We start from the raw sequence: 15,202 nt of genomic DNA on the forward strand, positions 1-15,202 counted from the left end.
TTAGCATAGACCCCCTTCCTTTAAGGGTTTTTCTCAGGTTTGTTGTGCGTAAGACTGTTGTTGTTGCTATGTCTGGAGGAGTAGACTCCTCTGTTGTTGCTTACCTTTTGAAAAGGCAAGATAAATACAATGTTATTGGCTTGTTTATGAAAAATTGGGAGGAACAAGACGAGAATGGCGAATGTACTGCGACAAAAGACTTTCTTGATGTTGCTAGGATTGCTGAGCAGCTATCTATTCCCTATTATACCGTTTCTTTTGCTAAGGAATATAAAGAGAGAGTATTTTCTAGGTTTTTGAGAGAGTATGCGAATGGCTATACTCCTAATCCTGATGTTCTTTGTAATCGAGAGATTAAGTTTGATTTATTGCAGAAGAAGGTACGAGAGCTAAAAGGTGATTTCCTCGCCACAGGTCATTATTGCCGGGGAGGAATAGATGGGACAGGTCTGCTTAAGGGATTGGATCCCAATAAAGATCAAAGCTATTTTCTATGCGGAACACCAAAAGAAGCTTTGTCAAATGTCCTTTTCCCATTAGGTGGAATGTATAAAACCGAAGTTCGTCAACTTGCTCAAGAAGCCGGGTTAGCGACGGCTACAAAAAAGGACAGTACAGGGATCTGTTTCATTGGTAAGCGTCCTTTTAAGAGTTTTCTTGAGCAGTTTGTAGCGGACTCTCCCGGGGATATTGTTGATTATGATACGCAAAAAATTATTGGTTGTCATGAAGGTGCTCATTATTACACCATCGGACAAAGAAGAGGATTAAATATTGGGGGAATGGAAAAACCTTGCTATGTTCTTGGAAAAGACATGGAAAAGAATATTATTTATATCGTGCGCGGCGAAGATCATCCTCTTCTATATCGAAAAAAGCTTGTGGCAAAGGAACTTAATTGGTTTTCTCCTTTACAAACCCCCATTACTTGCAGTGCGAAAGTAAGGTATAGATCTTCTGATGAGAAATGTTCCGTGTATCCTTTGGAAGACGGAACTGTGCGGGTCGTCTTTGATACCCCTATCAAAGCCATCACCCCCGGACAGACTGTAGCGTTTTACCGGGGAGATGTTTGTTTAGGAGGAGGGGTAATTGATGTGCCTATGATTCCTCTTTCACAAGAGGCGGAAACCCATCCTCCTCTGTAGCTGGAGTAGCAGCCTCTTCCTCTCGCTCGAAAATTACACGTTCTTCTAGCAGACGGGCACGTAGTTTTCTGGCCTCCTGGCGGCAGGATTCTTTCAAAAGCATCTCCGCTAAAGGATCCTCCAAATATTGCTCCACAACTCGACGTAGCGGACGAGCTCCCATTTCTGGAGAATGCCCTTTAGTTACTAAGAAAGAAATTACAGAATCAGGAATGTTCAAAGCCATCTGATGATTTTGTAAACGCGATCCCAATTTATTAATTTCTAGGTGAATAATTTCAGAAAGAGCGTCCTTCTCAAGAGGTTTAAAAATCACGCTTTCATCCAAACGATTAATAAACTCTGGTTTTAAGTGTTTTTTAACAGCAGCGTCTATTTTCTCTTTAATAACCCCATAATCCATGTGAGAACGAAGTCCGAAGCCAATCTCTCCACTTTTACGAATCAAGTCAGCTCCTAAATTGGAAGTCATAATGATAATCGTGTTACGAAAATCTATTTTACGTCCGAAGGAGTCAGTTAGACGCCCTTGCTCGAGAATCTGCAGCATGAGGTCCATAATATCCGGATGAGCTTTTTCAATTTCATCAAATAGGACCACACAATAAGGACGGCGGCGTACTTGTTCTGTTAAGTGCCCACCTTCTTCATGTCCTACATATCCAGGAGGAGAGCCCATCATCTTAGTTGCAGCAAATTTCTCCATATATTCAGACATATCTACTTGAATGAGAGAATCTTCTCCTCCAAACATCTCAATAGCTATTTGCTGTGCTAATAAAGTTTTTCCGACTCCTGTAGGACCTAAGAATAGGAAAGATCCCATAGGTCTATTAGGATCCTTAATGCCAGTTCTTGAACGACGGATAGCTCGACAAATACTTGCCACAGCTTGGTCTTGACCTATCACTTTTTTTTGCAAAGTGGTTTCTAGTGTTAAAAGTTTTTCGCTTTCAGCTTCTGTTAATCGTGCGGCAGGAATACCTGTTTGAACAGAAACGACTTGAGCAACAGCTTCTTCATCAACAGGAACTTGGTGTTCCTCTTTATTAGACTCCCATTGGAGCTTCATAGTTCCCAGTTTTTCCCTGAGCTTCTTCTCTTCATCACGTAGACTAGCAGCTTTTTCGTATTCCTGAGTTCCTATAGCTTGTTCTTTAGCTTGTTTTGTACTTTCTATTTCAGCTTCTAAACGTGCCAGCTCTGAAGGTTGTCCCATTGTGTTGACTCTTACGCGAGCCCCAGCTTCATCTAAAAGATCAATAGCCTTATCTGGGAGGAATCGACCATGAACGTATTGGTCAGCTAATTTAGCCGCAGCAACGAGAGCTTCATCTGTGATAAAGACATTATGATGCTCCTCATATTTTTTCTTCAGACCTCGAAGAATTTCTACAGTTTCGTCAACACTAGGAGGCTGAACAACAATTTTTTGGAATCGACGTTCTAAAGCTGCATCCTTTTCAATATGCTTTCGATATTCATCCAAAGTAGTAGCTCCAATACACTGAATTTCTCCTCGAGCCAAAGCGGGTTTCAAGATATGAGAGGCATCTATAGCTCCCTCGGCTGCTCCAGCGCCAACAATTGTGTGAAGCTCGTCAATGAAAAGGAGGACATTTCCATGTTTACGCACCTCATCCATAACAGCTTTTATTCGCTCTTCAAATTGTCCACGATACTTTGTTCCCGCAATCATGAGTGCTAAATCTAGGGTGATTAATCGTTTTTTGCGAAGAGCCTCTGGAACTTCCCCTGAAACAATTTTTTGAGCTAATCCCTCAACAATAGCTGTTTTACCTACACCGGCCTCTCCGATCAAGACTGGATTATTTTTTCTCCTACGACAAAGGATTAAAATTAATCGTTCCACTTCCGCAGAGCGTCCAATAACTGGGTCCAGACGAGACTCTTTAAACATTTCTGTTAAGTCGTACCCGTATGCCTTGAGAGCAGAAAGTTTTTCTGGTTTATCTCCACCTAAAGTATGGCCTCCTAAGGAAGAGGAAGATTTTGATGAAGAAGAACTATTTGTATTTCTAGGAGTAGAGGAGGAGGAAGGAGGAAGCTGGAGGTTGAAAGTTTCCAGTTCTTTCAAAATTTCTTTTCGGATCTCTTTTGGATCTATGTGTAAGTTTTCTAAAACTTGCAAGGCTACGCCGTCAGCCTGGTTTAAGATTCCTAATAAAAGGTGCTCCGTTCCAACATAATTATGCTCTAAAAGAGCCGCCTCTTCATTAGCAGATTCAAAAGATTTTTTTACTCTTCCTGTGAGGGCTGGATCCCCATATATTTGTATCTCCGGCCCATATCCGATAAGCTTTTCTACCTCGTGCTTTGCTGTATCAAAATCAACTCCAAGGGTGCGCAAGACATTGACTGCGACCCCTTGTCCTAGTTTTAGTAATCCTAGTAAGATATGCTCGGTTCCTAGATAGTTGTGATTGAGTCGTTGAGCTTCTTTTTTCGCCAACTTAATCACTTGCTTTGCGCGATTGGTAAATTTCTCAAACATAAAAACCTGAATGGCGAGGTGGAATACTTTTCAAGCATATACGACATTTATGATAATGATGCAACTCTTCGTCAATAGAATGATGAAGGAGAAGGAGAGTGTTGTTTTGTAATAATCTTTTTTTTGCGCTCGAGAATCTTTTTTTTGAGCAGACCATTATTTAATTTTATTAGATCGTTGTTTTGATGTAGTATAGTTCCCTTCTTTAAATAAATAAAAGAAGGATAGAATGGTTCCTGTTTTTTTTAGAAGAAAGGGTATAGAAATTTATTGAATGATGAAAGTGCGTATTATCGATTCTATTAGAGGAACTCCTAAAGAATTAATGAAAAAAGATCGTTTACTCCTAGATACCTTAAAAGAGGGGGAAGCGGTTCTTCACCTGTATGATTGGGAAGGTATTTGTCCCGTAACTTATGGGTATTTTATTAAGCCTGAAAAATTCTTTCGGGCTAATTGGGAATTTTTTGGGGTAAGCGCTGCAAGTCGTCCTACAGGAGGAGGGGTCACGTTTCATAACGGTGATTACGCTTTTTCTTTGCTTGTGTCTTCGAAGCATTCTTCTTATAAAAACTCCATTTTAGCAAACTATCATACTGTTAATCATCTTGTTCTTAAGACGATTAATAAATTATTCGGATTAGAAGGTTCTTTGGCTCCGGAAGAAATAGGAACAAAACAGGTAGAGTCTTCTAATTTTTGTGTAGCTAAAACTTCAAAATATGATGTCCTTGTAGGGAATAAGAAAGTTGGGGGAGCTGCTCAAAGGTCTGTTAAACAAGGATTTTTACATCAAGGTTCTATCTTTTTATCGGGAAACTCTCTCGAATTTTATCAACAAATTCTGCTTCCTGCTCTTGTGGAGAAGATGGGGTTAGAAATAGAGAAGGATGCTTTTTTTCCATTGGGGATGGAAGCTGCCCCATCTGTTCTGAAAGAAGCCAGAAAAGAAGTTAAGGACTCCTTGATGCGAACTTTTATGTGGGAAGGGATTTAAAGGAAGGATGAAAATATCATTTTTACGGAACATATTCCTATTTTTGGCTTGTACTGCGACTGTTCACGGTTTCGCACAGACACTAGCTATTCCAAATAAAAACAAAGCAGCCAAGATTCTGGTTCATGATAACGGCTATGAAATGTATGAGCACTTATTAGCTGCTATTGATAACGCCAGGTATACTGTAGAGTTGTGTCCCTGTATGACAGGAGGGGAGATTTTAGCTACCATTCTTCGGCATTTAGATCAGCGTATGGAAGACGTGCCACAGCTAGTGGGCTATATGCTGATACAGCCGACTCTGATTGATGAAAATGACCGGAAAAACTTAAAAACTTTTAAAGAAAAGCACGGAGAAAGGTTTCATTACCTATTTTCTGATTGTCCTCCGTATTGTAATATCTTGTCTCCCAATGTTATAGAGAGTCATATTAAGCTTTCCATCGTTGATGGTAAATATATTTTCATTGGAGGGACTAATCTAGAGGACCTAATGTGTTCCAGAGGTGACTTTGATCTAGGAGTGGTGGATTCTCCTCGAGCAATAGTAGGGGGGACGAGAAGACCTTCGGCTTTTCGTGACCAAGATGTCACGATTGTTTCAGAGGAACTAGGAGCATTGCTTCGTAAGGAATTTTGTGCGCATTATGCGTTATGGAAGGATTTTACTAAAAAATTTTGGTTTAATAAAAAATTAGATGATTTCAGAGGAATAGATCCTATTAATCTTCCGTTAGAAAAGGCAAAGCTTTCCTTTTGTAATATGATTGAAATGAATTCTTGTGCTGTTTCTGTTCAGTTAGACAAGATTCGTTTTATTTTTTCTGGTCCAGACGAAACTAGCAATACGATTACTGAAGAATATACGCGCTTAGTGAATCAAGCACGGCATTCGATTCGTTTAGCCCAAATGTATTTTATTCCTGCAGAAAAAATATATGACAGTTTAATGGATGCTTGCTGGGGAAGGGGAGTAAGTATTCGGGTTATAACGAATGGGAGAACAGACCGAAGTCCTACAATTACCAGGTCATATGCTTGGGGGAATCGGATTAATTATTTCCCTTTGACCTTTGGTTCTCGACCTCTTTTATGGAAAAGATTCTTATTTTCTCCTAGTCATGCTACTAAAAAGTTCTCTGTCCATGAATTTTATGTCGCTAATACTCAGTTACATAAAAAATGTATGCTTGTAGATGACCATATTATGGTGATTGGCAGTTACAATTTTGGCAAAAAAAGTGATGTCTGTGATTACGAATGTATAGTTGTCATTGAATCAGAAGAAGTCGTAGCTAAAGCGCAGGCAGTGTTTGAAAAGGATCTTACTCTCTCCAAATTGGTAACTGGTGAAGAAATTATAAACTGGTATTTTGATCCCGTGAATTATTGTTTGGGACATTTAGAGGATAAATACATGCCCGCCTAATTTTGTTTGAGAGGATGTAAAAGGTCTCCACCTGCTTTTGTAGAAAACTTGATAATAATCTTCTGCAACAAGTACCATGAAGTCTTCTGGGAAGAGCCTTTCTCTCTCCTGAGAGAGTCTGTAAAAGTTTTTTCCCTTTCTTAGTACGGTGTTTCTCAAAAAAAGAAGGGTCTCTTGTTAGCATTTTTTAACAAGCATCAAAAAAAATTTATCGGATTAGTTATTGCTGGCGTTTGTCTGTCTGGAGTTGGTGTAGGTGTTAGTCAGACCGTTAAAATCCAGAAAAGGGGGAGCTGTAGAACGGTTTACAGAGCTCCTTCAGGTAAAAAGTATTCTGAAAGAGAGTTTTTCCTTTTGAAACACTTTTTATCTAATGAGGCCTATCCTTTTACGGGGAATCCTAAGGAATGGAATTTTTTGAATGAAGGACTGATCACAGAGCGTTTTCTGACTAATCATTTAGGAGAGAAACTATTTTTAAGTGTGTATCAATCAGGTTTCCCAGCTTTTGAAAAAGAGCGAGTCTATGAAGGGTATCGCCGTTTCGATGCTCCATTCATTTCTTCTGAAGAAGTTTGGAAATCTTCTGCGCCTCAGTTGCAAGAAGCCTTTAGTGTGTTCCGGCAGTTGGAAGACCCAGTTTCTCCAGAAGGGTTTGCTGCTCGGGTAAGGTTGTTCTTGGAAGAGAAAAAATTCCCCCACTATGTTCTTAGACAGATGTTAGAGTATCGACGGCAGATGTTTAATCTTCCAGTAGATGGCTCTTTGGTGAAAGGTCGAAATCTTCGTTTGTTTGGATATCAAAATGTTAGGGATTGGTTTGGAGATAAGTATGTTTCTGCGACAGTAGAAGCTATGTTACGTTTTATAGACGAACAAAAAAAGTATATGGCTTTTCCCTCTTTGAAGGAAGCGCGGCAAGATTTTTATGATAAAGCGCAACAAGCTTTCTCTAGGCTTAGCAAGCATTCGGAGTTCAAGTTAACATTTGATCAACTAGTGGCTTCTTTCTACAATTTTATGGGGTCTGAGGAAACAGAATTTCTTCAAATATATCGAGAGATTTTATTCTATAAGAAAGCGTTTTTGGCATTAGAAGGGACTGTTTCCTTTGATTACTATCCTTTACAACAATTCTTTTCTATGGGGAAAGATTCTGTTTCTGTAGAGCTTTTTTGTCTTCCAGATAGTTTAGTTTTTAAAAGTAGGGAGGATTTGGCAGCTTTCGAAACTTACCTTAGTTTGGTAGCTTTACCTCCTAAACACTGTTTAGATGTGCAGATGACAGCTCTCCCTGTGGAGACGGTAAGAAGCAAAGCAGAATGTTTAGTAGGGAAACGATTTTCTGTTTGGTACCGTAGTGTGAAGCTAACAGATCTTGAGAAATATATTCCCATGTCTCAAGTATATCAGTGGTATCAGAATTCTGAAAATTTTGAAGAAATTTTGTTAGAGTTCCCTGAATTAGAAACGAGTTCTTCATTACGTGATATTTTGAACTTGAAACCTTCTGTAGTGGAGAAAGTTCACTCTTATGTTAGAAGAGCTATTCTGCGCGCAGATCCGGAAAGAATTCAATCTGAATTATCCAGACAGGAGAGAAAAGAAGAGGATCTTTTTTTATCAGTTGGCCCAGACTATTTGTTGCCTGGTATTCAGGATGGAGCTCGTCTTGCTAATGTTCTTATGCAGCAAGACAGTGTGGATAATTACACCCAAGATGATGAACATTTTTATTCTATCGACGTGAAAAATCGAGCAATAAGAGATGAAGTGTTACCTTATAAAGAGGTTGTTCGCAAGGGATTGAAGAACTTCTTGTTAGAAAAATACAAATCTGAAGATCGTATCAATCGTGTTTTAGTTGCTTTGCAGGAAGTTTTTCCAACTATCCAAAAAGAGGAGTTGTATCAAAGACGTTTAATTAGTTTTGTTAAAGCTTATCAAGAAGGGAAGATTTCTCATGGGGATCTTTTTGGAGGATTGGAAAGGACAATAAAGACTTTTTCCAGGGGAGATTCAGGCGCCCCACTGGAATTTGAAGATTTGTTGGCCTTAGACGAAGGACAGTTATCAGGTATACTATTTGATTTGAGTAAAGGACCTTTTTATTTCAAATTTATTTCCAAAACATATTGTGATTGTCCAGTAAATTTAGACAAACTGCTGTTTGCTAAAGGTCATCTGAATGAGGAGCTTTTAAGACCTTACTTAGAGGACATTTTTTTCCACCCCAAAAGTTAGAGCATTTAAGTGGGATGATTATGAAAGGAAAAAAATATTATTCTGATTACCATGTATGGATAGAACCTATACATCTCCAGGTCGTGAGACTTGGCTTGTCAGCACAGATGCGCGAGCATTTAGGAAATATTTTACATATAGATCTGCCTTCTTTAGGAGTCTTTATCAAAGAAGGAGAGGAGCTTTGCATCTTAGAATCTTCGAAGTCTGCTATTGAAGTGCTTTCTCCTGTTTCTGGAGAGATATTGGAAGTAAATGCTGCTCTTGAAGACAACATCCTTCCCATTAATAATACCCCGGAATCTGAGGGATGGTTTGTTATTATGCAGCTCGCAGAAGACTTCGATGAAGCGAAGTTTTCTTTAGAGCCTTAATCTCTCTGCAATTAATTCAGATTCTAGGCCTTGTTCTCTCCTTCTTTTCCTTTGTTTTTAGGAGCAACGTTCTTGGCGACTACTGATTTAGTAGTTGGTTTTGAGATGTCTATTCCCGTTAGACCCATAAACGCCATGGCTATGAGGCCTGTTGTAATAAAAGAAATTCCCATTCCTTGCAAATGTTGAGGGATATCGGAATAGGCAAGTTTTTCTCTAATTGTTGCAAAAAGAACGATTGCCAACCACCAACCGCATCCAGAACCTAAAGAAAATACAACCATAGGAAGAAAAGGATAGTTGCGGGTAATTCCAAATAACACTCCACCCAAAATAGCACAGTTTACTGCAATAAGAGGGAGAAATATTCCTAAGGCTAGGTAAAGGTTTCTTGAAAAACGTTCAAGAAGCAATTCTAAAATTTGTGTAAACGCTGCAATGACAACAATGAATGTGATCAGTTCTAAAAAACTAAGATCTATGTCTGCCAATTTCGGAGATAACCAGGATAGAGCTTGAGGTCCTGTAATGAAGCGGTGCACTAGCCAGTTAATACTTCCTGTAATAGTGAGCACCAAAGCTACTGACATTCCTAAGCCATTAGCCGTTGATAGGCGAGAAGAGCATGCAAGATAACTGCACATTCCTAGGAATGTAGACAATAAGATATTTTGAATAAAGGTTGCTTGTAAAAAGATCCCAAAGAGATTGAGTAAAGAATAGTCTCCTAACCACATATACTACCTCTTTGCCTTTGAAGCTCTAATAATATTCACGATCCAAATCATGATTCCTAAAAGGAAAAATGCAGATGGGGCCAAAACCATTAATCCTAAATTTTCGTATCCGTCAGGATGAGCTTCTGAGGCATAAAAAATCTTAGGAATAACGCGAAAGTTTAAAATTGTTCCGAATCCAAATAATTCTCTAATGATACTAATACAAACAAGCACCCAACCATAGCCTAGGCCTGATCCCAGCCCATCTAGAAATGCAGGAATAGGAGAGATATGTCTAGCCATACTTTCTGCACGTCCCATGACAATACAGTTAGTAATGATTAATCCCACAAAAACAGAAAGTGTTTTAGAAATATTGAAAAAAAATGCTTTTAAAAATTGGTCAATAAGAATCACGAATAGACTGATAATGATAAGCTGTGCAATCATTCGGACACTTTCAGGAGTAATTTTTCTTAGCAAAGAAACAATAAAAGAAGAGCAGGCTGTAACAAGACTCACGGCCAATCCCATGGTCAAGGCTGTTGTTACAGTAGTAGTAACAGCTAAAGCTGAGCAGATTCCCAATATGGCTACAAGGGGTTGGTTATTGACCCATAAAGCATCTGTAAAATAGCTTAAGCTAGACTTATTGGTTGTCATGAAGACGCTCCTTGGGGGTTAAGCTTGGAAAAAGAAATCAGCAAGGACCGATAGGGAACTAGTGAATTTGCAAAAGCTTCGGTAACACCATTACAAGTCAGTGTTGCTCCTGAAATTCCATCAATAGCAGAAGCTGCTTTTGGAGAATTTCCTAATGATGCAGAAACGGATCCTTTTATTATTTCCAATCCCAGGGTAGTTTTAGCAAAGTCTGTTTCTCCAGAAGAAGAGGAAAGAAATACTTTTTTACCAAAAAAATTTTTTTGCCATTGAGGGCTAGCAATATTTGCCCCTAGTCCTGGAGTTTCACCGTGCTGGTACCAAGACGTTCCTAAAACAGTGTTTCCATCTTTTTCCAAAGCAAGGAACCCATAAATAGGTCCCCATAATCCAAAACCTTCTATAGGAAGAACGATTGCTTCTATAGATGTAGGATTTTCAACTATTTGAGATGAAGATAAGGTCCTAGAAGACCCTTTATTTGCTAGAATGGCGTAAACAACGTACAAGGAACCATTCTCTACAGAAGGTGTTGGCTGTGATAAAAAAGCTTCTAGATTGAGATGATGATCCTCAAAAGAAGAAAGGCGACCCTGTGTATCTGTAAGTAAAACTCTTACAAAGTTTTGAAAATAAGAATTTAAGGCTAGCGGAGTTACGCGAGAAGGAGTAAGAGCGTTTTCTAGTATCTGTGTTTTTAGGTTATAGGTGGCAGGTTTCCAAGTTCCATCCTCATATATTTGGAATCTATTATCAAAGGAAATAACTTGAGCAGCCATTAGCATTTGTTGATTGCGATCAAACTCTGCGGCTTGCTTTTGGATAGGAGCAAGAATGTAATAGACGGAAGAGAGGAGAGTTCCCGCAATTAGACTAAGAACAAAGATGAATAAGATAATGTACCAAGGCCGATTAAGATAACGAGGAGTCTTGGATGCCATAATTTTATATTCTCCGTTGTCTGTACTGCTTGAGCGCTATATTGTCGAATAATGGAGCGAAGACATTCCCTAACAAGATTGCTAACATGACCCCTTCAGGGTAAGCAGGATTAATTAATCGTATGAGGATTGTGAGAAAGCCTATAAACGCGCCATAAAACCACTTAGCTAATTTCATAGCTGGTGAAGAAACGGGATCTGTTGCCATGAAAACAAGGCCGAAAGCTAATCCTCCAATGAAAAGATGACGATGGATAGGAATGAAAAATTTTGCTGGAGCCCAAGCGCCCGATTGCCCGACTGCAAGGATGCTAATAATTTTAAATAACCAAGCAAAAAATAGGGCGCTAAGTCCAAATGAGAGCATTGTTCGCCAGGAGGCTATGCCTACTAACAGTAATAGCCCAGCTCCAAGTAAACAAGCAAAGGTTGAGGTCTCTCCCAAAGAACCTAACATGTTCCCAAAAAACAGATTTCCGGTAGAAAATTTCCCAACACCATAGATAGCATCAGTAAGAGAATAGGCTGAATCAAAATGAGCTGGAAGAAGTCCGAGTCCACCCTCAGCTATAGGTGTTGTTATAAAATTTTGAAGTTGCTCTAAAGAGAGTTGATCTATAGTCAAATCTGGGTAAGATTCTGCCCATGTAGCAAATTGGGTTTGAAGAACTTCTTGAGAGGGAACATGATCAAGTTTTAAAATATTGGAGGCAATGGCATCAATATGAACGCGTTTGACAGAAGGTGGAGTTGAGTTAAGAATTTGTAGGCAAGTAGATTGAGAAAAACCATCGAAACCATTTCTTTCTGCTAAAGAGTTCATAGCGAAAAGACTTTCTTTAATTTTGTTTGGGTTGCTACCAACCCAGACATCCCCACTCATTTTAGCTGGGAACGTAAAAAATAAAAAAGCTCTCCCTGTTAAAGCTGGATTAAGAATATTCATTCCTGTGCCTCCGAAAAGCTCTTTCCCTATAACGACGCCGAAAGCAATTCCTAAGGCTGCCATCCAGTAAGGAATAGTAGGAGGGAGAACAAGTGGATAGAGCAAACCTGTAACCAAAAGTCCTTCTGCTATTTTATGCTTACGTATAATAGCAAATAGCACTTCACAAGTTCCTCCAACAGCATAACTGATCATCAAAAGAGGAAGGAAAATTTTGCATCCGGCAAAAAGGATTGCTGCAAAGCTAAATTCTTGAGTGATAAACGAAAAGTAGCTCTTAAATCCAGATATATGCGAGAACGCTTCCATAATTCGTGGGTCTGAAGATTGGTAGACCAAAGCTTGTAGACCAGCGTTCCAGATAGCTGCAAACATTGTTGGCATTAAGGCTATTACGACCAACATCATCCAACGTTTAACATCAACAGCATCTCTCACAAACGGGGGAGAGGAAGGAGTATGTAGAGGCTCGAAGCAGAAGCTATCGACAGCATCTGCAATAGGAGTCATGTATTGAAATTTGCTTTTATGACAAAATTTCCAAAGAGAATCGACGAGTTTTTCGAGCATTGTGTTTGAGAGAAGGGTTGAAAACGTTACACGTCCAAAACGTAACAAATCATTAAAATTTTTACGAATAAAAAACTTTCTTGTTTATAAGATTTTAACATTTGTTATTCGACAAATATTCCCAGTACTTTGCTGCATTTGTAAAACTCCTGGAAGAAGTTTGTGTGTGTCTTGCTTGCAAAAATGTAAAAAGTATGTTTCGGAACAACGGTGTTCTCGTTGCTTAGAAATAATAATAGCTAATGAAAAAAGCACAATTTGCGATGCATGCACTTCTTTGCTCCCATATACTTCACTATATTTATACGACCCTTCTCCAGAAGCTTTAGCTTTATATTATTGTGCTTGTCTAGGAAACAAGAGTGGGATAAAAAATTTTGCCATGGCGATATCAAGAGCCTTAATTCTAAATGAAAAAGCCATTAGCTTAATTGTTTTTTCTCCCAATCATCTTGAAAAGAGCTTTGTGGTTTCTATAGCGAAATATTTAGGTGTTCCTTACAAGAAAGTGTCTGTTTTTAGGAAAAGAAAAATTCCAACTTCGACAGAAAGACCCTGTATTCTCTCCGCTTATCCTTTAGACGCAAACTTGCGAGAAGAAATTGCGTACAATCTCTCAGAAGTTTTATTTATGAGCTTGTTTCCTCCGATTGATTAGAAACGCCATAGACGGAAACATAACCACAGAGACGGACGCCTTCTGCTACATAAAGGCTTCCTGCTTGAATATCACCGGTGACTACAGCTTGCCCTTGAAGAGACACCTTCCCTGTTACTGTGATATTACCTTCGACAACTCCTGCAATAACAGCTTCTTCAAGTTCTATGTTAGCCTTTACATATCCTTGAGGGCCAACGATAATTTTCCCTTTAGAAACAAGAATCCCTTCGAAAGTTCCATCAATACGAAGAAGCCGTTCAAAGGTTAGTTCTCCTTTGAAGGAGACTCCTTCTCCTAAGGTAGTTTCAGGCTCTTCCGAGAAAATATTTTCCCGGACCATAGAATCCTCATTTTGCTCTATCCATTGAGACTGTTCTTCCTGAGATAGTAATCGTGTTTCTGCGGGTTTAGTAGTTTCAAAAATATTTGAATTTTCTAAATGTTCTGATCTTTGAGAATAAGCACCATAATTTGTGGAACTACTATTATCCTCGTACAAAGTCTGAACTCCATCAAAAAAATTTTTTGTAGGTCTTTTGAACATTTCTCTCCCAAGCAAAACGATCTCTGTCAAATTAAGAAAAGCGCTTGAAGACTACACAAAGTGTTGCGGTGAGTCTGTCGCTATATTATTCTTGCATAAGCTAATCTGATTTTTTAGCAGAGCGTCTTTTTCTATTTTCTGTTCAATTGTTTTGCAAGCATAGAGCACTGTTGAATGAGTTTTTCCAAAAGCAGCACCAATTGCGACAAGAGAATCTGTAATTAAAGTTTTTGCTAAATACATTGCTACTTGTCTAGCTAAAGGAACATTTTTGGCTCTAGAAGTTCCTTTAAGGTCCTGAATTTTTACTTGAAATACTGTAGCAACACTTTTCAAAATGCTTTCAACGGAAACTTTTTGTTTAGATGGTGTCCGGAAAAGCTCCTTTAAAGTATCCCTAACGGTGGTTTCCGTTAAAGGTTTATTGAACAAGAGACAATACGCTGTGAGTTTGTTAATAGCTCCTTCTAATTGACGAACATTTCCGTAAACGTGGTCCGCTATGTAGAAAGCAATTTCGCTAGGGATATTTAACCCTTTTTGTTCGGCCTTATGCTGCAAAATAGCAACTCGAGTCTCCAAATCTGGGACCCCAACATGAGCAACAAGCCCCCATTCCATTCTAGCAATGATCCGCTCGGATAATTTGAGTTGACCAGGAGGTTTATCGCTAGTTACAACAATCTGTTTAGACAAGTGGATCAGAGTTTCGAATGTATTGCAGAACTCTTCCTCAAAATTTTGCCGATTTTGTAAAAATTGAATATCGTCAACTAGAAGAAGATCTAAAGATCTATAAAAATTCTTCATTTTATCAATAGACTTAACACGTAGATGATGAACTAAGTCATTAATAAAGGCTTCTGTTGTGATACAATGTATACGGAGATTTTTGTGATGTTCGCGAACATAATGTCCGACAGCATGAAGCAAGTGAGTCTTACCTAACCCTACCCCACCATGAATAAACAGAGGATTATAGGATCGGCCTGGACGAGCAGCGATTCCTAAGGCAGCTGATTTTACAAATTGATTCGATGGACCTTCGATAAAATTATCAAAGCGATAGGCGCTATTAAGCTTAAGCTGAAACTCTTTATTTTCCTCAGCAATCTCTACAGAAGGTTTAGTAACAGGAGAAGCTATCTGGGGAGAAGAACGTTTGACTTCAGCCACAACGAACTCAAGGGCAGGATTGCCTTCAGCATCAAGAGGAACAAAAGAACAAAGATCCTTCTTGTAATTATCCAAAAGGTAACTTTGGACAAATATATTAGGAATCTCCAATCGAATTTTTTCTCGAGTTTCTTCCAAAACATGGATAGGAGCAATCCAATTTTCGAAAGCTGTTTTAGAACAGCGAGTCCTGATGTAATTGATGAACTGTTCCCACGTGCTGCAGTCGTTGCAAGTTAACATCGCTCTCTCTTTATCGCTTGAGGAATTAA

Annotated in this window: 13 protein-coding genes; 6 read left to right on the forward strand and 7 right to left on the reverse strand. The window is 38.9% G+C overall.

The window, feature by feature from the left end:
* Nucleotides 1-44 precede the first annotated feature (44 nt).
* Nucleotides 45-1,148: a tRNA 2-thiouridine(34) synthase MnmA gene (gene mnmA / locus IJ490_RS00645; RefSeq protein ID WP_291891364.1), complete on the forward strand. Its 1,104-nt coding sequence runs from the start codon at nt 45-47 to the stop codon at nt 1,146-1,148.
* On the opposite strand, the gene IJ490_RS00650 is transcribed toward mnmA, so the two are convergent.
* A complete protein-coding gene (locus IJ490_RS00650) occupies nt 1,102-3,663 on the reverse strand; it encodes an ATP-dependent Clp protease ATP-binding subunit (protein ID WP_291891366.1) in 2,562 nt (853 codons plus the stop codon). The genes mnmA and IJ490_RS00650 overlap by 47 nt on opposite strands.
* Before the next feature lie 277 nt (nt 3,664-3,940).
* Between IJ490_RS00650 and IJ490_RS00655 the strand changes: the two genes are divergently transcribed.
* The 4 genes from IJ490_RS00655 (at nt 3,941) to IJ490_RS00670 (ending at nt 8,710) form a co-directional block, all read left to right on the forward strand.
* Nucleotides 3,941-4,660 (forward strand): lipoate--protein ligase family protein, encoded by a 720-nt coding sequence (locus IJ490_RS00655; protein WP_291891837.1) that lies wholly within the window; start codon nt 3,941-3,943, stop codon nt 4,658-4,660.
* A gap of 7 nt (nt 4,661-4,667) precedes the next feature.
* Nucleotides 4,668-6,092 (forward strand): phosphatidylserine/phosphatidylglycerophosphate/cardiolipin synthase family protein, encoded by a 1,425-nt coding sequence (locus IJ490_RS00660; RefSeq protein ID WP_291891369.1) that lies wholly within the window; start codon nt 4,668-4,670, stop codon nt 6,090-6,092.
* A 174-nt stretch (nt 6,093-6,266) separates the two neighbouring features.
* Complete coding sequence (locus IJ490_RS00665) at nt 6,267-8,336, forward strand: hypothetical protein (protein ID WP_291891371.1); 2,070 nt, start codon at nt 6,267-6,269, stop codon at nt 8,334-8,336.
* A gap of 20 nt (nt 8,337-8,356) precedes the next feature.
* A complete protein-coding gene (locus IJ490_RS00670) occupies nt 8,357-8,710 on the forward strand; it encodes a glycine cleavage protein H-like protein (RefSeq protein ID WP_291891372.1) in 354 nt (117 codons plus the stop codon).
* Nucleotides 8,711-8,733: 23 nt separating this feature from the next.
* Here the strand turns inward: IJ490_RS00670 and nqrE are convergent, their stop codons facing one another.
* Genes nqrE through IJ490_RS00690 form a run of 4 tightly spaced genes read right to left on the reverse strand, consistent with a single transcriptional unit; the run spans nt 8,734 to nt 12,549 of the window.
* Entirely contained in the window at nt 8,734-9,447 is a 714-nt protein-coding gene (gene nqrE, locus IJ490_RS00675) for an NADH:ubiquinone reductase (Na(+)-transporting) subunit E (RefSeq protein ID WP_291891375.1), read from the reverse strand.
* A 3-nt stretch (nt 9,448-9,450) separates the two neighbouring features.
* Entirely contained in the window at nt 9,451-10,092 is a 642-nt protein-coding gene (gene nqrD / locus IJ490_RS00680) for an NADH:ubiquinone reductase (Na(+)-transporting) subunit D (RefSeq protein WP_291891377.1), read from the reverse strand.
* Entirely contained in the window at nt 10,089-11,033 is a 945-nt protein-coding gene (gene nqrC / locus IJ490_RS00685; RefSeq protein WP_291891379.1) for an NADH:ubiquinone reductase (Na(+)-transporting) subunit C, read from the reverse strand. Before nqrC ends, nqrD begins: the two co-directional genes overlap by 4 nt.
* 4 nt (nt 11,034-11,037) lie before the next feature.
* Nucleotides 11,038-12,549, reverse strand: coding sequence for a Na(+)-transporting NADH-quinone reductase subunit B (locus tag IJ490_RS00690; protein ID WP_291891380.1), 1,512 nt, complete (start codon nt 12,547-12,549; stop codon nt 11,038-11,040).
* Nucleotides 12,550-12,715: 166 nt separating this feature from the next.
* Here IJ490_RS00690 and IJ490_RS00695 point away from each other — a divergent pair, with 166 nt between their 5' ends.
* Nucleotides 12,716-13,207, forward strand: coding sequence for a hypothetical protein (locus IJ490_RS00695; RefSeq protein WP_291891382.1), 492 nt, complete (start codon nt 12,716-12,718; stop codon nt 13,205-13,207).
* Here the strand turns inward: IJ490_RS00695 and IJ490_RS00700 are convergent.
* The gene (locus IJ490_RS00700) at nt 13,179-13,754 is read right to left on the reverse strand and encodes a polymer-forming cytoskeletal protein (protein ID WP_291891384.1); all 576 of its coding nucleotides are present in this window, start codon (nt 13,752-13,754) and stop codon (nt 13,179-13,181) included. The two genes, IJ490_RS00695 and IJ490_RS00700, sit on opposite strands and share 29 nt — an antisense overlap.
* 51 nt (nt 13,755-13,805) lie before the next feature.
* Nucleotides 13,806-15,173, reverse strand: a complete 1,368-nt coding sequence (gene dnaA / locus IJ490_RS00705) for a chromosomal replication initiator protein DnaA (protein WP_291891386.1) — start codon at nt 15,171-15,173, stop codon at nt 13,806-13,808.
* Nucleotides 15,174-15,202 lie beyond the last annotated feature (29 nt).

It is taken from the genome of Chlamydia sp., from assembly GCF_017472245.1.
Lineage (GTDB): Bacteria > Chlamydiota > Chlamydiia > Chlamydiales > Chlamydiaceae > Chlamydia.

Bases quoted from the DNA above. Each gene is read 5' to 3' on its own strand.
- IJ490_RS00650 (WP_291891366.1), bottom strand. From the start codon at position 3,663: ATGTTTGAGAAATTTACCAATCGCGCAAAGCAAGTGATTAAGTTGGCG.
- IJ490_RS00655 (WP_291891837.1), top strand. From the start codon at position 3,941: ATGAAAGTGCGTATTATCGATTCTATTAGAGGAACTCCTAAAGAATTA.
- IJ490_RS00660 (WP_291891369.1), top strand. From the start codon at position 4,668: ATGAAAATATCATTTTTACGGAACATATTCCTATTTTTGGCTTGTACT.
- IJ490_RS00670 (WP_291891372.1), top strand. From the start codon at position 8,357: ATGAAAGGAAAAAAATATTATTCTGATTACCATGTATGGATAGAACCT.
- nqrE (WP_291891375.1), bottom strand. From the start codon at position 9,447: ATGTGGTTAGGAGACTATTCTTTACTCAATCTCTTTGGGATCTTTTTA.
- nqrD (WP_291891377.1), bottom strand. From the start codon at position 10,092: ATGACAACCAATAAGTCTAGCTTAAGCTATTTTACAGATGCTTTATGG.
- nqrC (WP_291891379.1), bottom strand. From the start codon at position 11,033: ATGGCATCCAAGACTCCTCGTTATCTTAATCGGCCTTGGTACATTATC.
- IJ490_RS00690 (WP_291891380.1), bottom strand. From the start codon at position 12,549: ATGCTCGAAAAACTCGTCGATTCTCTTTGGAAATTTTGTCATAAAAGC.
- IJ490_RS00700 (WP_291891384.1), bottom strand. From the start codon at position 13,754: ATGTTCAAAAGACCTACAAAAAATTTTTTTGATGGAGTTCAGACTTTG.
- dnaA (WP_291891386.1), bottom strand. From the start codon at position 15,173: ATGTTAACTTGCAACGACTGCAGCACGTGGGAACAGTTCATCAATTAC.